The organism is Acidobacteriota bacterium (genome assembly GCA_040752915.1).
GTDB lineage: Bacteria > Acidobacteriota > UBA4820 > UBA4820 > DSQY01 > JBFLVU01.
On sequence record JBFMHB010000061.1, the window covers coordinates 1 to 17,788 of the forward strand.

Below are 17,788 nucleotides of genomic sequence, written 5' to 3' on the forward strand. Positions count from 1 at the left end.
GGCCCTTGACCGGGAGGCCCTCTTGGGGTAGTATTTTCAAGCCCCTGGAAGGGGCGCCGAGGAGGTTGAATGATCACGGTCCTCTGGATTCTCTACATCCTGGATTGCCTGCTCCTGGTGGGCATCATTCTGCTCCAGCCCGGCGAGGGCGGTGATCTTGCGGCGGCGTTCGGGGGCGCGAGTTCCCAGACGGCTTTCGGCGCCCGGGGCTCGGCTACCTTCATGCACAAACTGACCGCCGGCCTGGCCATTCTCTTCATGGTGCTCTCCATCGTCCTGGTCATCGCCACCAACTGGCGTCAGAAGAGCATTCTCGAAAGGAATCTTCCGGCCGCAGCGACCAGCAAGCCCGCCGCCGCGACCCAACCGCCGGCGGCGCCTCCGGCCCAGCCCGCGCCCCAGCCTGCTCCTCCAGCCGGAGGTTCAAAGTGACCGCACGTGCCGAAGTGGTGGAATTGGCAGACACGCCATCTTGAGGGGGTGGTACCCGACAGGGTGTGGGGGTTCGAGTCCCCCCTTCGGCACCATACGATTCCACCGGCGGGCGCCCCAAGCGCCCGCTTTCGTTTTTCTACACCCCCCAGACGGGGGACGCGAAGGATTTGGGTTTCCCACGCCCGTTGAGAATAGATGATCTTGGTGTCTTCGAGGCTAAGCGGGACGGGCGCCGCGCCGTTGGCGCGGCACGGGAGGCCTGAGCCTGACACTTCCGCGCAAGCGCGTCCGCGCTCGGGTCCAAGGCCTCCCTACGCCCTTCGGGCGTCCCGTTCCGCTTTCTCCAGACCCACGATGCTCCCCTCCCCCTCTGTTTATAACAAGGCCGCAAGTCCCGGACCTTGGGCGGCGTCAGACTGCGGCGCCCGCATCCTCAACGTACATCGAGTACGCCTCCGGTGCGGTCGCCTTGCCTTCCTTGCCCAAGGCCCAATCCTAAGGGGCCCCGCCCAGGGTTTCGAGGGTAAGGATGCGTGGCGAGGGCGGCTCCGCCCTTCCCATCGGCCTTCCGTTTTTGTAGGATAGGGCCATGCGCCCCGAGGTCATCACGTCTCTTCAGAACCCCCTCTGCAAGAGGTTGCGTCAGGCGGCTTCGGGACGCGACAGGGCGGCATTCCTCATCGAGGGCAGGCACCTCTTGGTGGAGGCCCTCGCCGCCCGCTGGCCCCTTGAGACCGTCCTTCTCAGGGAGGACCTTTGGTCCGAGTGGGAAGGCAGACTCCACACCCTCGTTTCCGAAGGAAAGGTCCATGCGGCGACCCCCAGGGTGGTCGGAAAGCTGACGACGCAGGCTACGAGCGAGGGGATCCTGGCCATCGGACTCCGCCGATCTCGGCCTCTCCCCGATGCGAAGCCCGACCTCCGGTTTCTTTACCTCGACGCCGTTCAGGACCCGGTCAATACGGGCATTCTCATCCGCTCGGCCAGGGCCTTCGGATTCGCCGGAGTCTTCGCCGGCCGGGGCACCTGCGATCCGTTTCGGGGAACGGCCCTCTTCCGGAGCGCCGGCGCGGCCTTCCACATTCCCATTTGGGTCCTCGCGTGCGAGGAATTCATCGGGTGGGCCCGCGCGCAGGGCTTGGTGCTCCTTGCGGCCAACGCCCGAGGGGAGCCCTTGCAGCGCATGTCCCGCCCACTGGGCCCCTTCGCCCTTGTGCTCGGGAACGAAGGGAGGGGACTGTCGCCCCAGCTCCTCGAGCACTGCGCCCGCCGGGTGGCCATCCCCATGACGGCCGGGTGGGATTCTCTCAACGTCGCCGCGGCGGGGACGGTGCTCATGTGCCATTTTGCGGAGGCCGGCTCCGGCTCGTTGTGACGGGCATCACACACGCCTCGGAACAAGTGTGTTACGATTTGGTTCATGCAGATAACCGGAGGTAAGACCATGAAACGTATGATCGTGTGGGCGCTCGCCGCGGCCCTGGCCGTGAGCCTGGCGTGCAAGAGAGAGTCCAAGGAAGTCACCAGCCAGATGGCGACGGCGAACAAGATCGCCAAACTGGAGCAGGAGATCGACGTCAAGCAGGAGAAGGTGAATCAGCTCCTCCGCCAGTACGTCCAGGAGGGCGGGCAGGACATCGGCTCGGTGGTGGGCCAGACCCTCACCCCGGAGCAGAAGGCCGTTCTCGAACAGAAGCTCAAGCAGGAACAGGGCATCGGGTACCGCGACCTGATCAACGACATCCTCGCCAAGCAGAAGGATGTGGAGGACCTCAAGGTCCAGGTCCAGGAACTCGAAAAGAAGCTGCCCGCCGCCGTCCTCGTCCAGAGAGGCGATCGCCACTACGAATTGGCCATGAACTACCTGACCAAGGAAAAAGGGTTGGACGCCGCCGCGGCCAAGAAGCTCGTGGAGCAGGTCAACCTCATGGACGAACTCGTTCCAGGCTTCAAGGTCTGGAACTTCTATGACAATGGCGTGTACGGGACCTTCGTGACTCAGGGCGAGGCCTCCGTCAGCCCCTACCGGGTCATCCAACGCGCCAAGCAGGAGCTCGTGACGGCCCGCGACACGGCCGTTTCCCAGAGGGACAACCTGGCCAAGGAAAAGACGACTCTCCTCGAGCAGGTTTCCGACCTCGAGAAGAAGCGCGACCAGCTCAACCAGGACGTGGCCATGCTCCAGGCCGAGCGCGAGGACCTCCTGAAGAAGATGCAGGAGCTCAACGACCTCTCCGAGGACCTCAGGGCCCGCCTCAATTCGGTCTTCTACCGCATCGGAGACCGAAAGGCGCTCGTGTCCCAGGGGCTGATTCAGGACGGCGTCTTCACGCGGGCGCGCATCACCAACTTCGATGAGGCCTCTTTCCCGAGCCACCTGGACCTCCGGTCCGGCGACACGGTGAAGTTCACCGCCCAGGAAGCCGGCGTCGCCCTCATCAAGAGCATCAAGGTGGCGCCTGAGGTCTCCTACAAGCCGGGAGTGGACTACATCGCCGCCGTCCTTTCCGACGGCGCCGAGGGCCAGGTCAAGATCCTCAACGTGAACAAGTTCCGCGCGGAAAGGACCATGGTCATCGTCGTGAACTGAGCGACCCGGGGATTCGTCCCCGGAACTCCAACCGAAAGGGGCCGCCCCGCCGGGCGGCCCCTTCGTTGGTGCGCGGTCGTCCTTTTCGGCGCCTCAGGGCTTGCCCTTCAGGGCCTCCTCCAGTTTGTCCCGGGCGGATTTCAAGGCCTCGTCCAGCTTGTCCACGAGTTTCCCACCTGCTTCCGCCAGGTCCGGCTTTCCGCCCCCGCCCCCGCCGATGATCTTCCCGAGCGGCCGCGCCAGATCCACGGCCTTGAGGCGCTCCACGGCATCCTTCGTGAGAGCCACGGTGAGGCTCGCCTTGTCCTCCAACCGATTCCCGATGACGACGACTCCCGACTGGATCTTGTCCCTCAATGTGTCCGCGAGGTTCTTGATCTCGGAAGGCGAAAGACCCTCCACGCGCCTCACGAGAAGGCGCAACCCTCCGACCTCCTTGATCTCCTCCTCGGGAGCGGCCCCCGAGGCCACCTGCAAGCGCAACCGGGAGAGGTCCTTCTCGAGCCTCCGGCTTTCCTGCAATAGATTCTCCACCGTGGCGGGCAGCCTTTCCGGGGGCACGTTCAAGTGCGCGCTGGCGGCGTGAAGAAGGTCCTCCTCCTCCTTCAGGAAACGGTAGGCGGGCATGTGGGCCACCGCCTCGATGCGCCGCACTCCCGCCGAGGCGGAGTGCTCGGAAATGATCTTGAACAGGCCGATCCGCCCCGTCGCCTCCACGTGGGTGCCTCCGCAAAGCTCTTTGGAAAAGCCCGGCACGGACACCACGCGCACTTCCTCCTCGTATTTCTCCCCGAAGAGCGCCATGGCGCCCGAGGCCACCGCCTCCTCCAGGGGCATCACCTGCGTCGAGACCGGCCTGTTCTGGAGGATTTCGAGGTTGATCCGGCTCTCGATGCCGGCCAGGACCGTCTTGTCCACGGCGGCGAAATGGTGGAAGTCAAACCGGAGGTGCGTGGGCGCCACGAGGCTCCCCGCCTGTTTGACGTGGGGACCGAGGGTCTCTCTCAGCGCCGCATGGAGAAGGTGGGTGGCCGTATGGTGGGCCATGGTGGCGGCGCGGGCGGCCTCGTCCACCTCCAGCCGAGCCGAATCCCCCAGCCTCAGGCGGCCCGTCTGAACGCGAGCCAGACAGAGGATGAGGCCGGGCACCGGCCTTTGGGTGTCGAGGACCTTCAGGACGCCCTCCTCGGCGTAGATGTGGCCCACATCGCCCACCTGTCCGCCCGATTCGGCGTAAAACGGGGTCCGGTCGAAGGCGACCTGGACGGTTTCTCCGGCGACGGCCGATTCCACCGGCTTTCCCTCCTTCAGAAGGAGGGAGCAGCGGGCCCCGTCCACCGCCAGGGTCGCGTACCCGAGGAACTGGCAGGTAACGCCCAGGGCCGCAAGCTCCCGGCCCGCCTTGGTGTCCATCTCCCCTTTCCAGGACTGCCGAGCGAGCTCGCGCTGTCTTTCCATGGCCCGCTCGAATCCGGGCAGGTCCAGCACCAGTCCCTGCTCCCTGGCGATGTCTTCGGCCAGGTCCAGCGGGAATCCGAAGGTGTCGTACAGCTTGAAGAGGGCGTCTCCCGGTATTTCCCGGTTGTTGGGCGGCGTGAGGCCCGCGACCACGTCAAGGAGCTTCTTGAGGCCCACGTTCAGGGTGCTGATGAAAGACTCCTCCTCGATGAGGAGGACCGTCTCGACGGTCTTCCGGTTCTCCACGATTTCCGGATAGGCTCCGCCCATCATCTCGCACACGTTGCCCACGAGGTCCTTCAAGAAGGGCCGCTCGATGCCCAGGAGCTTCCCATGGCGCGCGGCTCTTCGGACGATCTTCCTGAGGACGTATCCGCGCCCCTCGTTGGAGGGGATCACGCCGTCCGCCACCAGGAACGTGGCCGCGCGCACGTGATCCGAGATCACGCGGAGAGAAACGTCCGAGGATTCGGCCCTGCCGTAGGCAACCCCCCCCAGAGCGGCCGCCGCGTCGATAAGGGGCCGGAGGAGGTCCGTCTCGTAGTTGGAGGACTTCCCCTGCATGACCGCGGCCAGACGCTCCAGTCCCATCCCCGTGTCCACGCAAGGCGCCGGGAGGGGATTCAATGCGCCCTTTTCGTCGCGGTCGTACTGCATGAAAACCAGGTTCCAGATCTCGAGCCAACGGTCGCATTCGCAGGCCACCCCCAGGCAGGAGCGCCCCGCGGCCTCCTCGGGACAGGGAAGGTGGTCCCCCTGGTGGAAGTGAACCTCCGAGCAGGGGCCGCAGGGGCCCGTGTCCCCCATGGCCCAGAAATTGTCGTGCATCCCCAACTCGAAGATCCGGTCCTCCCGGACGTGGCGCATCCAAAAACGGTATGCCTCCTCGTCCCGCGGCACCCCGCCCTCACCCTTGAAAATGGTGGCCACCATGCGCTCCGCCGGGAGGTTGCAGACCTCTGTCAGGAACTCCCAGGCGAACGCGATGGCGTCTTGCTTGAAGTAGTCCCCGAAGGAGAAATTCCCCAGCATTTCGAAGAAGGTGTGGTGGCGGGCGGTGCGCCCCACGTTCTCGAGGTCGTTGTGCTTCCCTCCGGCCCTCACGCACTTCTGGCTGGACGTCGCGCGGGTGTACTCGCGCTTTTCCTTGCCCAGGAAGACGTCCTTGAACTGGTTCATCCCCGCGTTGGAGAACAGGAGTGTTGGATCTCCCGCCGGGATGAGCGAGGAGGAGCGCACGACGCGGTGGCCCCTTTCCTCGAAGAACCGGAGGAACGCCGATCGGATCTCGTTTCCTGTCATGGATGCCTCGCTGGGATGATCGGGGGATCCTCAGACCCCTCCCTTATTCGGTTTCTCCCTCTTCCTGGGCGCGGGAACCCAGAACCTTGGCGATGGCCGAGGCCGAAAACCCCCGCCCCCTCAGGAAACGCCAGATTCTGGCGCGTTCCTTGCCCTCTGTCAAATCGGCGGCGCGGACCCCCCGGCGCTCCAGAAGCCCCCTCAATGATCTCTCTTCCTCTCCGGTGGAAATCTCGGGTACCTGCGTCGCGGCACCGGCCCGCTTCAGTTTGGCTCGGATGGCGACGGCCCCCCTGCCGCGGGCCAGTTCGCTGCGCGCCAAAGCCTCCGCGAACCGCGCGTCACTGAGGTGGCCGGCCTGTTCCAGGCGGTCCAGGGCGCGCTCGACCTCCTCGCCGGGGAAGCCCCTGCGCGCCAACTTGGCCCGGATCTCCTCCCGGGAGTGCTCCCTCAGCGCCAGGAGGCGGAGGGCCGCGCCCTCCGCCCCATCGGTTCCCTTGGCCCCCTTGGACATCAGTACTTCGTGAAGGCGGGCGGAAGGTCCGAGGAGCCCGGGGCGGCCACGCCTTCCATCTGTTCCTTCGCGATGTCGGAGGTGGACTGGATTCCTTGGATCTTGAGTTTGAATTCGTCGGGGTTGGTGGCGCGCCTCAGGGCCTCCTCCAGGGTGATCTGGCCCTGCTTGTACAGGAAGAACAGGGATTGGTCGAAGGTCTGCATGCCGTACTGGCTGTAGCCCTGTTCGATGTAGTCCCGGATGAGCTTGGTCTTCTCCTTGTTCTCGATGCAGTCGCGGATGGTGGAAGTGCAGATCATGACTTCCGCCGCGGGGACCCGGCCCTTCCCGTCGGACTTCGGGAGCAGGCGGAGGGAAATGACCGCCTTGAGGATGGCCGCGAGCTGGAGCCGAATTTGCTTCTGCTGGTGGGGGGGGAAGACCGAGATGATCCGGTTGACCGTCTCCGTGGCGTCCAGGGTGTGCAGAGTCGAGAAGACCAGGTGACCCGTCTCGGCGGCGAGGATGGCCGTCTCGATGGTTTCGTAGTCCCGCATTTCGCCCACCAGGATCACGTCCGGGTCCTCGCGCAGGGCGGCCCTCAGGGCCGAAGCGAAGGACCGGGTGTCCACGCCCACCTCGCGCTGGTTCACGATGGATTTTTTGTCGCGGTGGAGGAATTCGATGGGGTCTTCCACCGTGATGATGTGCTCGGTGCGGCTCGCGTTGATCTGGTCGAGCATGGCGGCCAGGGTAGTGGACTTGCCCGAACCGGTGGTCCCCGTGCAGAGGACGAGGCCGCGCTGCTCGGCGGCGATCTTCTCGAGGATGGGCGGGAGCATGAGTTCCCGGATGGTCTTGATGCCGATGGGGATGACGCGGCAGACGATGCCCACCGTCCCGCGCTGCTGGAAGATGTTCACGCGGAACCGCCCCAGCCCGGGAACGGAGTAGGCGATGTCCAGCTCGAGGTTGGCCTTGAACTTCTCCTTCTGCTTGGCGTCCATGATGGAGAAGGCCATGGCGATCGTGTCTTCCTGCATCAGGCGCTTCTGGTCCACCATGGGCGTCAGGTGGCCGTGCACACGGATGACCGGGTGGGACCCGACCTTGAGGTGAAGGTCGCTGGCCCCGTGGTCGATGGCCATCTTCAGGAAGTCGTTGATATGCATGGACGACTCCTCACTGGAACGGGCAGACTCCCGACGCCTGGGCGCAGTTACCCGAATGCACCGCACCCCGGGGGACCAAAGCCTCCCCCAAGCGCCATCCCTGCCACCCGGCGGCGCGTGCCGCCGAAGGTCACTTGTATACCGGCGTCAGCCAACCGTAGATATCTTCCGCCTTGCCCTGGACGATTTCAAGGTACCTCTTTTGGACGGCCTCGGTGATCGGACCCCTCTGGCCTTTCCCGACGGGGATCCGGTCCACGGAGGCGATGGGCGTGATTTCCGCCGCCGTTCCCGTGAAGAAGATCTCGTCGGCGAGGTAGAGCATCTCGCGCGGGACGGCCTGGTGGCGCACCTCCATCTTCATTTCCTTGGCGAGGATGGTGAGCACGCCGTCGCGAGTGATGCCGGGAAGGACCGCGTGACCGAGGGATGGGGTGTAGACCGTGCTGTTGCGAACCAGGAAGATGTTCTCGCCCGACCCTTCGGAAACGTATCCGTTCACGTCCAGGGCGATGCCTTCGGCGAAGCCGGACAGAATGGCCTCCATCTTGATGAGCTGGCCGTTCATGTAGTTGGCGGCGCACTTGGCCATGGCGGGAAGGGAGTTGGGGGAGGGCCGGTTCCACGTGGAGACGCACACGTCCACCCCTTTGGCCAGGGCCTCGGGCCCCAGGTAGGCTCCCCAATCCCAGACGGCCACCGCCGTGTCCACGGGGCACGGGAGCGGATTCACTCCCACGTCGCCGTACCCCCGGAAGACCACGGGCCGAATGTAGCACTTCTGCATGCCGTTCCGGCGGATCACCTCCAGACACACCTCGCAGTACTCCTCGAGGCTGTACGGAATCTCCATCCGGTAGACCTTGGCCGAGTGATACAGACGCTGGATGTGATCCTTCAGCCGCAGAACCCTGGGGCCTTTGGGCGTCTCGTAGCAGCGGATCCCCTCGAACACGCTGGAACCGTAGTGGATCACGTGGGAAAGAACGTGGATGTGAGCCTCGTTCCAGGGGACGAACTTGCCGTTCATCCAGATCCAATCGGTATTCTTCACAGGCATGAAACCCCCTTACGAGCAAGGAGATAGTATAGACGCCGGACCCAGACAGGGTCAATCTTCCAGGGCCCCATCCCCGGCCGCGGATTGGGTTAGATGGCCCAGGAGCGGAGTCAATTCCCGAGAAAGTCCTGGACCCGTTCCGCGACGGCCGTGGCGTTCTGGATGCAGTTGCCGACGGAGACGCCGTGGAGGAGGTTCCCCGAGGTGAAGAGCCCCGGGTGGGCGGCCTCGAGAGCCTCGGCGGCGCGTTGGAAGGCCCCGTGGCCGAGGTTGTACTGGGGAATGGCGGGGCGCCAGGACTCCACGCGGCTCAGGACGGGTTCCCCTCGCAGGTCCAGCAGGGGTTTCAAGTCGTAGAGGACCTGCCGCACGAGGTCCGGTTCGGGGATGGCCGCCCGGTCCGGGTGGACCGCTCCCCCGACGAAGACCGAGAGGGCCACGTGGCCTTCGGGGGCCCGCCCCGGGAAGAGGGACGAGGGGAAGAGGCAGCCCAAGACGAAGCGGCCCTCCACCTCCGGAGCCAGAAAGCCGAAGCCGTCCAGGGGGTGCCCCACGTCCTCCCGGCGGAATCCGAGGCATACCAGCGCCACGTCCGCGTAGGGCAGGTCGCCGATCGTTCTCGGGAATTCCCCGCCGAGGGGGGCCAGGGCCGCCGCCGCCGCCCGGGCCGGCAGGGCGGATACGACGGTTCGGGCCAGCAGGCGCCCGGTCTGGCCCCCGGGCCCCTCAAAGTCCACTTCAAAGCCCCCCTCCGCCCGGCGGACACCGCGGACCGCCGTGCGGGCCCGATAGCCCCCGCTGAGGCACCCGGCGAGACGCTCCGGGAGAAAGGCCAATCCATCGCGGAAGGAGAAGAGCCCTCCCGCGGGCGCCGGCCCTTTCCTTTTGGCCAGGGCGCCCCGGATCAGACTCCCGTGGTCACGTTCCAGGGCGTAGATCTTGGCCACGGCATGGCGCACCGAGAGGCGCTCCGGGTCTCCCGCGTACACGCCGGACACGAAGGGGGACACGGCGTAGTCCAGAAGCTCCGGGCCTAGCCGGCGCCGCACGAACTGAGCGATGGACTCCTCGCGGTCCTCGGGGGGCCGGGAGACAAAGGGCTCCTTCAAGAGGCGCAGCTTGGCGCTCGCCGAAAAGAGAGGAGTGGCCAGAAAACCGATGGGCCCGCCGGGGAGAGGGATCAGGCGGCCCCCCTTGACCACGTATCGTCGCTTCGCGGCCCCCTCCGCCGTGATCCTCTCCGGGAGGAGGCCCGCCTTCTCGCACAGGGCGTCGATTTCAAGGGCGTTGTTGAGGACCGTGTTGGGGCCGAGTTCGAAGAGGAAACCATCCCTCCGCCAGGTCGTGATGCATCCGCCGGGACGGCCCGCCGCTTCGAGGAGAGCGAGGCTCCACCCCCGTTCTTTCAGCAAGAATCCCGCCGTGAGCCCGCTGATTCCGCCGCCGAGAACCGCCGCGTCCACCCGGTCCGGAGCGGCGCCGCTCATGGCCGGCCCTCCCCGGCGGAGCCCGCCGCCCCCTGGACGGAACGCGCCAGCGCGGAGATCAGGCCGGAATCCGTTCCCAGGGTGGGAACACGGCTGTACCCGAGCCCCAGCCGGCGGGCGAGGTTCCCGTAAAGGACATCGAGTTCGTACAAGGTCTCGCTGTGCTCGTTGACGAACGCCACGGGGACTACCACCGCATGGGGGACTTGGCGGCCGGCCCATTCGGTCAGGACGTGCTCCACGGAGGGCCCGAGCCACTTCGCGGGTCCGACCTTGCTCTGCCAGGCGAGAACGCCTGGCCAACGCCCCTCCCCGGGGCCGTAGTAGGGACCCTCCGCGACCCCCTCGATCTCGATGCGTCCGCAGGCGATCCCGACCCGCTCGCAGATTTCGGCGACCGTTCGGGCCACCTGGCCCGGGTAGGGGTCCTTCCGCGCCACCGAGAGGGGCAGACCGTGGGCCGAGAAGAGGACTTCCGTCCGCTCGGGGGCCGTTTCGAGAGCGGCCAGGACCTTCCTCGCCATGGCGTCGAGGTACTCGGTGGACTCCCAGAAGGATCGGATCTCGAGGACTTCGCCCTTCCACTCGAGCGCCCGGAGAGACCGAAGAGCCTCGCGGATGGAGGATCCCGTGGTGGTCACGGACTCGTGGGGATAAACGGGGAGGAGCACGATGCGCCGGAACCCGCCTTCCGAAATCTCCCGGCACACCTCCGCGATGTAGGGCTGCCAGTAGCGCATGCCCACGAAACACCGGTAGCCCCCCCCGAGGGCCGCCTCCAGCGCCCGCGCCTGGGCCTCCGTCTCCCGGAGCGTCGGACTGAACTGGCCCATGGACAGGTAGTTCCGGGCGAGCGAGGGGGCCCGTCTTCTCGCCACCAAGGAGGCCACGAGGGGCCGGATGAGCCGGGGGATCGGGATGAGGTCCGGATCCATGAATATGTTCCGGAGGTACGGCCCGCACTCCTCGGCCTTCGTCGGCCCGCCGTAGTTCATGAGGAGCACGGCCGTGGCCGTCCTTCTCGAAGGTCCGCCCTTCGGCAGGCTCAGGCCCGGCTCTTCGGGCGGTATGGGGTCCTTGACCGCTTCCTTTTCGCTCTCCACTCTTCCCACCTTCTCGCAGATCCCCGGCCCGGGGCTGGAGAGACCTCCTAGACGGTCCTCGAGAATCGCTTCGGATCACCCTTGCGCAGGTACGCGTCGAAGGCCATGGCGATGTTGCGCACGAGGAGCCGCCCCAGGGGTCGGACCTCGATCCGGTCCCCGTGAAGATCCAGCAATCCGTCGGCCGCGAGGGGTTCCAGGTCGGCCAGCGCATCGGCGAAGGTCTCGTCGAAGGACAGGCCGTAGGCCTCCTCGATCTCCCGCTTGAACAGGACGAAATGACACATGAGCCGGGTGATGACGTCCCGCCTCAGGAGGTCGTCTTCGGTGAGTTCGACACCGCGGAAGACGGCGATTCCCGTTTCCGACACCCTCTTCTGGTAGTCGGCCAGCGCCTTGGCGTTCTGCGCGTAGCATCGCCCGACCTGGCCGATGGAGGTCACCCCCACTCCGTACAGATCGCACCCTGCCTTCGTGGTGTACCCCTGGAAATTCCGGTAAAGGGTCCGGTCCTTGAGGGCCTTGACGAGTTCGTCCCCGGGCCGTGCGAAATGGTCCATTCCGACGAAGACGTAACCGGAACGGACGAAGGACTCCACCACCATTTCGAGGGTTTCCAGCTTCTGGGCGGGGGTGGGCATGGCCTCCCGGGGGATGGCCCGCTGGTGGCCGATGAGGTCCGGCAGGTAAGCGAAATTGAAAACGGCGATCCGGTCCGGCCCGATGGCGGCCACCTTGTCCACCGTATCCCGGAAGGTCTCCGCCGTCTGGTACGGAAGACCGTAGATGAGGTCCACGTTGATCGATTCGAAACCGAGCTCCCGGCATCGGGCGATCACGCGGCGCGTGAGGTCCTCGGGTTGGATCCGGTGAACCGCCTTCTGGACTTTCGAGTCGAAGTCCTGTATTCCCAAAGAGATACGATTGAAACCCGACTCCGCGAATAGTCCGAGGTGGTCTTCGGTGACCTCTCTCGGATCGATTTCCACTCCGATCTCCGCGCCCGGGGCGATCTCAAACCGGGAGCGTATGGCTTCCCACAGCCTGCCCAGGACGGGCGCGGGGATGAAGGTCGGGGTCCCCCCGCCCCAGTGGATCTGGACCACCTTTCGCCCGGGCCTCATGAGCCGCGCCAGGGCATCCAGCTCCCGCACGAGGTGGTCCACGTAGGCGGAGCCCAGCCCGCGGTCCTTGGTGTAGGTGACGTTGCACCCGCAGAAATAACAGACGGACTTGCAGAAGGGGAGGTGGACGTACAGCGACAGATCCGGAGGCGACGGGTCCGCGTTGGTCCTGGCCACCTCGCGTTCGTATGCCTCCGCGTCGAAGCCCTCGTGGAAATATGGGGCCGTCGGATACGACGTGTACCTCGGACCGGGCCGGTCGTATTTCAGGATGAGTTCGCGGTCGAAGACCGGTGGATCCCAGCGTTGGGTCATGGATTCCGCCTCGGTGGAGCCGTGTGGGGGGGGCGGGCCAGGACGGTCGAGCCGACCGGAACCCTCACCCGATGACGGGGCCCCGGGAGGAGAACCGCCACGCGCCTCCCTCGCCTCTGCCCCGACAGTCTTTCCCTCCGATCCGGCGCCTCTTCTATCCTTCAGGGCTCTTTCCTTCCCAGACGGTGAACCGCTTCAACGAGGGCCTTGACGTTCTCCACGGGTGTCTCGGGAAGGATCCCGTGGCCCAGGTTGAACACGTGGCCGACCCCGGGGGCTTCACCGAGAACCCGGGCGGCCTCCCGCTCCACCGTGGCCCTCGTCCCGAACAAGGCCAGGGGGTCCAGGTTGCCCTGGAGGGCCACGGCGCCTCGAGTTCGCTCCGAAGCCTCCGCCAGGGAGACCCGCCAATCCACCGACACCCCATCAACGCCTGTGGCCGCCATCTCTTCCAGAAAGGGGGCGCACCCGTTCACGTACAGAAGAATCGGTACGCCCCCTGGAGCGAGAGCCTTCACGATGCGGACCGTGGAGGGAAAGGCGATTTCCCTGTATAGCCTCCGGGACAGGACGCCCGCCCACGTGTCGAAGAGCTGGAGGGCCTGCGCCCCCGCGGCCACCTGTGCCCGGAGGTAGGCGATGACCGTCTCCGCCAGAAGGTCCAGGAGCTCCTGGAAGCCCCTCGGGTCCTCGTACATCCATCCCAGCACGTGACGGAAGGCGCGGCTCGTCCCCCCTTCCACGAGATAGGAGGCCAGCGTGAAGGGCGCGCCGGAGAACCCGATGAGCGGCACGCCCTCGGGAAGTTCCCTTCGAAGGATCCTCACCGTTTCCATGACGAACCCCGTCTCGCCTTCGGGATCCGGGACGTGCAGGCGGGAGAGGTCGCCGCGGCCCCTCACGGGATCCAGGCGGGGCCCTTCCCCCTCGGCGAAGGAGAGCGGCACCCCCATGGCTTCCACGGGGATGAGGATGTCCGAAAACAGGATGGCCGCGTCCACTCCCAGGATGCGAACGGGCTGCAGGGTGACTTCCGCCGCGAGATCAGGGGTCTTGCAGAGGGCAAGGAAATCCCCGGCCTTCTCCCGCGTGGCCCGGTATTCGGGCAGGTAGCGCCCCGCCTGGCGCATGATCCAGACCGGCGTCGCATCCACCTTCCGGCGCCTCAGGGCTAAGAGAAACCGGGATTCGATCACCTCGGCTCCTTTCGGCCAGACGGGACCGGGAACCGGGCCTCCGCTGGCATCGACGCCCGGAGTGTATTACATTTTAAATAAAAAGGGAGGATGCCATGGTGAAGTGGGAGACGATCTTGTGTCCCATCGACTTCTCCGAGGTCTCCTTGGCCGCCCTTCGCCTCGCACGGTCCCTGCGGAAAATGGTGGACGCGAGGCTGGTCCTCGTGTACGTCGTGGAGCCCATCGTCGCGCCCTCGGATTTCACCTTCGGACCGATGACCTCGGGGGATGTGGAGGACCGCCTCGTGGAGCGGTCCCGGCAGTCCCTGGCCGAAATCGTCAGCGGGTTGGACATCCCCTCTGACAAACTGGGGAGCCGGGTGGAGCACGGGAGGGCGTCCCAGGAGATCGTCCGGGTCGCGGCGGAGGAGAAGGCCGACCTCATCGTCATGGGCACCCACGGGTACACGGGCATGGCCCACGTTCTCCTGGGCTCAACGGCCGAGAGGGTCCTGAGGAAGGCGCCCTGCCCGGTTCTCACGGTTCGGGCCCAGACGGCCGCGGATTTCTCCCGGGAGGGGTGATTTTTCTCTTCGAAGGTGCTATATTAGGGCTACTCGGCGGCTCTCTCCAAGACACACGCCGAGTTTCCCTGGACGGCCGGAAGCCCCCCCATTCCGGCCGTCCGTCTTTTTGGGCACGGCCTTCCGCCTTGATCGGGGCGGCTTCGGCTCCCCATCCTTCAGGGCCGATCCAGGCTGAACAGTCCCAGGGCGTTCCGGGTGGTGGTCCGGGCCAGGTCCAGAGGGTCCATCCCCAGGAACCGCGCCAAGTGGCCCCCCACGACGGCCACGTGCGCGGGTTCGCACCGCTTCCCGCGGAACGGCGGGGGGGCGAGGTACGGCGCATCGGTCTCCAGGAGAAGCCGTTCGGGCGGAACCGTTCTCAGGGCCTCCCGGATCCCCGAGGCCTTGGGGAAGGTGGCGATTCCGGAGAAGGAAAGGTGCATCCCGAGCGCCAGAAAGGCCTCGGCCTCCTGGACTCCATAGGTGTAGCAGTGGACGACCCCCCGCAGGGCGCTCCCGGCCTCCCGCAGTATGCCCACCGTATCCTCGAAGGCGCTCCGGGAGTGGACGACCACGGGAAGGCCCCGGTCCAGAGCCAGGCGGACCTGCTCCGAGAAGGCCAGGCGCTGGATCTGGCGCTCCGAAAGATCGTAATGATAGTCGAGTCCGATCTCTCCCACGGCGCAGATGCTCGGGTGCGATAAGGCCTTCCCGAGGAGGAGAGCGGAATCCGGGCCCCAAAGGGAGGCCTCGTGCGGATGCAGGCCGGCGGTGGCCTTCCCCCCTACCTCCTGGGCCAGGACCGCCGAGGCGAGCCAGTCGCCCGGACACGTACCGACGATGACCATGCGGGTGACCCCCGCGGCGCGCGCACGCTCGAGGACCTGGGCGCGGTCGCCGTGGAAGGCCTCCATGGCCAGGTGGCAATGGCTGTCGGTCCAGGGCCCCTCGGTGGTCACGGGATCGGCTCCTCGCCCCGACTCGGGCAGCCCACCCCGGGCCACACGGCCGCCAGGGCCGAGAGCACCTCCCCGGCGGAGACGGCGCCCATGCACTCTCGATGGGCGCAGTCCGCCCCCGAACAGAGCCGGCGGACCCCCTTCTTGTGAATTACCCGGTGCCGGTCGCCGAAGGGACGGTTGACCACGGGATCCGTCGGTCCCAGGACGGCCACCGTAGGCACGCCCAGCAGGGCCGAGAGGTGCATGGCGCCCGTGTCCGCGCCGACGAAGGCCCCGGCCCGCCGAATCACGGCCACCAGCCGGTCCAGGGTCCAGTCGGGGATCGCGTCCAGTCCCTCCTGAGGGGGGAGGGATTCGACGAGGTCCGCCTCTTCGGGACCCCAACCGAGAAGGGTGCGCCGGCCGAGACGAACCCAAACCTCCCGGGCCAGCTCCAGATACCGGAAGGGAGGCCACCGCTTTCGGGCCTGAGCGCGGCTCGTCCCCAAGAAGGCGAAAAGGAAGGCCCCCTCCGTGAGGCTTTTTTTCGCGAGGAACTCGTCCACCTCGCGCTGGGCCGACTCGGGAAGGGAAGGCTCGAGGAATCTTGCCGCCGGCTGGGAGAACCCCAGCGCGCGCAGGGCGCCGGAGTAGCGGTCATAGCGGGACATCCGGACCTCCGGCCCCGGCCGAAGGGTGTGGTCGTACAAAAGATGGCTGTGTTCCCTGCCGAACCCTCTTGCGTAGCCGGCTACCGCTTCGGCTCCCGAGGCCCGCCCGACCAACGCGGATCGAAGGATGCCGTGGAGGTCAAGGGCCAGATCATACCGCCCCTCCTGAAGCGTGCGGAGGTACTCCTTCATGGCCCGGCCCCATCGGACCGGATGGCGGACCGGCGATCCCGGAGAACGCCTCGGATACGCGATGACCTCTGAAGCCACGGGGAAGAGTTCCAGGAGGGGCATGAACCGGTCCTCCACAGTCAGGTCGACGCGACCCGCCTCCCTTCCCAGGACCGCGAGGGCCGGAAGCAGGCGGGCGATGTCGCCCATCGAGGAGAGGCGGATGGCCAGGATCGAGGCGCCCCGGTAGTCCCGCATGGAATGCAGGATAGCACAGGATTTCTTGACACATTTTCAGGGGGAGGCCGATAATCGTGGGCGGAGGTGGACATGGCCCCCCAGCCCCGAGAGCTTCGCAAGGGAGAGCTTCTCACCATCCTCGGCGAGATCGTTCAAAACCAGGACACGGGAACCCTCGTGCTCCAGAGGGACCAGCTCAGCAAGTTCCTGTACGCCCAGGACGGACAGCTCATCTTTGCCGCCTCCAACGCCTCCGAGGACAAGTTCACGGAAATCCTCATCGAACAGGGGAAGCTCACGCCCGACCAGCTGGCGCTGGCCATGGACAAGAAGGGCAACCGGACCATCGGCCGAACCCTTGTGGAGCTCGGTTTCCTCGCCTCCTCGGACCTTCTGGACGCACTAGTGGACCAGATGCGACGGATCGCCGTTTCGGCGGCCAATTGGGACCGGGGCCACGCGGTCTTCAAACCGGGCGTCCTCCCCCCCAATCTCGCCAAGCTGCCCGTGTCCACCCCGCGATTCGTGCTCGATACGGCTCTCGCCGTGGAGGACCGCGAGTGGGCCGTCGAGGCTCTCGGTGGAATGGAGAGGCCTCTCTCCCTGACCGCCGCCGGACGGACCGCCGCCCCCTCCCTTCCCCTGAGCGCCGCGGAGCGGACGGTTCTGGAGGCCGTGGACGGTTCCCGTAACGCGCGCCAAATCGCCGAAGCCTCCGGGGCGGATCCCTTCTTCGCCTCCAGGCTCCTTATCGGCCTGACCCGCTTGGGCCTCCTGGACATCCAGTCCGCCGCGCCGGAGGCCGCCGCGACCGAGGAGGATCCTCGCTTCGACCTGAATTTCCTCGACATCCAGGCTCCCTCCGCGCCGCCCGTCCCGGGACCCACGCCGTCCTCTCCCGTTCCCGAAGCGGTTCCAACCCCTCCGCCCCCCCCCGAGGACGCGTCCTCCGGCGCCGTTTCGCCGTCCTTGCCCCCTCCCATCCGGGTGGAATCGGGACCGGTGGCTCACCGTCCTGCTCCCCCCTTTCGGCCCATTCGGATCGATACGGCGCCGCCCAAGTTCGAGCCGCTTTTTCCCGAGGACGAGCCGGTCCCCCCTCCCCCGTCAGAGTCTTCGAGCGATGCCGGTGGTTCGTCCGATCTCCCTGCGACGCGCCCGTTCAAGAGGTGGCTCCTGTACGGGGCGGCGGCCTCCGCCGTGGCGATCCTCTCCCTGGCCGCCGTCTGGTACTTCTTCCTCAGGCCTTCGGATTACGTTCCCTTGACCCCCGCGCCAGCCGCGCCCGCCCCGGTTGTGGTGGCAGGAGACTCCGGGGAGCCCCCCGTGTCTCCTGCGCCGGCGCTCCCCGAGGAAACCGCCTCGACTCAGGCCCCCCAAACCGCCGTTTTGCCTCCGGAGACGGCCCGACAGGAGCCGCCTGCCCCCGGTGGGACGACCCCGCCGCCCACGATTCGGACCCCTCCCCCACCCGCTCCG

General features: G+C 66.6%; 15 protein-coding genes and 1 tRNA gene. 6 read left to right on the plus strand and 10 right to left on the minus strand.

What is annotated here, in order from left to right; translation table 11 throughout:
* The first annotated feature begins 69 nt into the window (after positions 1-69).
* From secG to AB1824_10665, 4 genes are all read left to right on the plus strand, one after another.
* Positions 70-432 carry a preprotein translocase subunit SecG gene (secG, locus tag AB1824_10650; protein MEW5765423.1) on the plus strand — a complete coding sequence of 121 codons (363 nt, stop codon included), beginning with the start codon at positions 70-72 and terminating at the stop codon, positions 430-432.
* A gap of 8 nt (positions 433-440) precedes the next feature.
* Positions 441-527 (plus strand) — tRNA-Leu (locus tag AB1824_10655).
* A 497-nt stretch (positions 528-1,024) separates the two neighbouring features.
* Positions 1,025-1,810, plus strand: coding sequence for an RNA methyltransferase (locus tag AB1824_10660; GenBank protein ID MEW5765424.1), 786 nt, complete (start codon positions 1,025-1,027; stop codon positions 1,808-1,810).
* A gap of 69 nt (positions 1,811-1,879) precedes the next feature.
* Positions 1,880-3,025, plus strand: coding sequence for a hypothetical protein (locus AB1824_10665; protein MEW5765425.1), 1,146 nt, complete (start codon positions 1,880-1,882; stop codon positions 3,023-3,025).
* 93 nt (positions 3,026-3,118) lie between these two features.
* Here AB1824_10665 and alaS read toward each other — a convergent pair whose 3' ends face one another.
* The 8 genes from alaS to hemE form a co-directional block, all read right to left on the minus strand.
* On the minus strand, positions 3,119-5,785 hold the full coding sequence (gene alaS / locus AB1824_10670) for an alanine--tRNA ligase (GenBank protein ID MEW5765426.1): 2,667 nt from the start codon (positions 5,783-5,785) through the stop codon (positions 3,119-3,121).
* Between the two features lie 43 nt (positions 5,786-5,828).
* Positions 5,829-6,299, minus strand: a complete 471-nt coding sequence (locus AB1824_10675) for a regulatory protein RecX (protein MEW5765427.1) — start codon at positions 6,297-6,299, stop codon at positions 5,829-5,831.
* Entirely contained in the window at positions 6,299-7,453 is a 1,155-nt protein-coding gene (locus AB1824_10680) for a type IV pilus twitching motility protein PilT (GenBank protein ID MEW5765428.1), read from the minus strand. Before AB1824_10680 ends, AB1824_10675 begins: the two co-directional genes overlap by 1 nt.
* Before the next feature lie 130 nt (positions 7,454-7,583).
* Positions 7,584-8,513, minus strand: a complete 930-nt coding sequence (locus AB1824_10685; protein ID MEW5765429.1) for a branched-chain amino acid transaminase — start codon at positions 8,511-8,513, stop codon at positions 7,584-7,586.
* A 110-nt stretch (positions 8,514-8,623) separates the two neighbouring features.
* On the minus strand, positions 8,624-10,000 hold the full coding sequence (gene hemG / locus AB1824_10690) for a protoporphyrinogen oxidase (protein MEW5765430.1): 1,377 nt from the start codon (positions 9,998-10,000) through the stop codon (positions 8,624-8,626).
* On the minus strand, positions 9,997-11,103 hold the full coding sequence (hemH, locus tag AB1824_10695) for a ferrochelatase (protein ID MEW5765431.1): 1,107 nt from the start codon (positions 11,101-11,103) through the stop codon (positions 9,997-9,999). The genes hemG and hemH overlap by 4 nt, the downstream gene beginning before the upstream one ends.
* 47 nt (positions 11,104-11,150) lie before the next feature.
* Complete coding sequence (gene hemN / locus AB1824_10700) at positions 11,151-12,542, minus strand: oxygen-independent coproporphyrinogen III oxidase (protein MEW5765432.1); 1,392 nt, start codon at positions 12,540-12,542, stop codon at positions 11,151-11,153.
* A gap of 161 nt (positions 12,543-12,703) precedes the next feature.
* Entirely contained in the window at positions 12,704-13,738 is a 1,035-nt protein-coding gene (gene hemE, locus AB1824_10705) for a uroporphyrinogen decarboxylase (protein MEW5765433.1), read from the minus strand.
* A gap of 95 nt (positions 13,739-13,833) precedes the next feature.
* Between hemE and AB1824_10710 the strand changes: the two genes are divergently transcribed.
* Entirely contained in the window at positions 13,834-14,304 is a 471-nt protein-coding gene (locus AB1824_10710; GenBank protein ID MEW5765434.1) for a universal stress protein, read from the plus strand.
* 158 nt (positions 14,305-14,462) lie between these two features.
* Here AB1824_10710 and AB1824_10715 read toward each other — a convergent pair whose 3' ends face one another.
* Both AB1824_10715 and AB1824_10720 read right to left on the minus strand, forming a co-directional pair.
* The gene (locus AB1824_10715; GenBank protein MEW5765435.1) at positions 14,463-15,245 is read right to left on the minus strand and encodes a TatD family hydrolase; all 783 of its coding nucleotides are present in this window, start codon (positions 15,243-15,245) and stop codon (positions 14,463-14,465) included.
* On the minus strand, positions 15,242-16,327 hold the full coding sequence (locus AB1824_10720; GenBank protein ID MEW5765436.1) for a glycosyltransferase family 9 protein: 1,086 nt from the start codon (positions 16,325-16,327) through the stop codon (positions 15,242-15,244). Before AB1824_10720 ends, AB1824_10715 begins: the two co-directional genes overlap by 4 nt.
* Before the next feature lie 72 nt (positions 16,328-16,399).
* Between AB1824_10720 and AB1824_10725 the strand changes: the two genes are divergently transcribed.
* A partial coding sequence (locus tag AB1824_10725) for a DUF4388 domain-containing protein (GenBank protein ID MEW5765437.1) occupies positions 16,400-17,788 on the plus strand: 1,389 nt, incomplete at its 3' end.

Coding starts and splice junctions, on each gene's coding strand:
- secG (MEW5765423.1), top strand. CDS start 70: ATGATCACGGTCCTCTGGATTCTCTACATCCTGGATTGCCTGCTCCTG.
- AB1824_10685 (MEW5765429.1), bottom strand. CDS start 8,513: ATGCCTGTGAAGAATACCGATTGGATCTGGATGAACGGCAAGTTCGTC.
- AB1824_10675 (MEW5765427.1), bottom strand. CDS start 6,299: ATGTCCAAGGGGGCCAAGGGAACCGATGGGGCGGAGGGCGCGGCCCTC.
- alaS (MEW5765426.1), bottom strand. CDS start 5,785: ATGACAGGAAACGAGATCCGATCGGCGTTCCTCCGGTTCTTCGAGGAA.
- hemN (MEW5765432.1), bottom strand. CDS start 12,542: ATGACCCAACGCTGGGATCCACCGGTCTTCGACCGCGAACTCATCCTG.
- hemG (MEW5765430.1), bottom strand. CDS start 10,000: ATGAGCGGCGCCGCTCCGGACCGGGTGGACGCGGCGGTTCTCGGCGGC.
- AB1824_10720 (MEW5765436.1), bottom strand. CDS start 16,327: ATGCGGGACTACCGGGGCGCCTCGATCCTGGCCATCCGCCTCTCCTCG.
- AB1824_10660 (MEW5765424.1), top strand. CDS start 1,025: ATGCGCCCCGAGGTCATCACGTCTCTTCAGAACCCCCTCTGCAAGAGG.
- AB1824_10665 (MEW5765425.1), top strand. CDS start 1,880: ATGAAACGTATGATCGTGTGGGCGCTCGCCGCGGCCCTGGCCGTGAGC.
- AB1824_10710 (MEW5765434.1), top strand. CDS start 13,834: ATGGTGAAGTGGGAGACGATCTTGTGTCCCATCGACTTCTCCGAGGTC.
- AB1824_10680 (MEW5765428.1), bottom strand. CDS start 7,453: ATGCATATCAACGACTTCCTGAAGATGGCCATCGACCACGGGGCCAGC.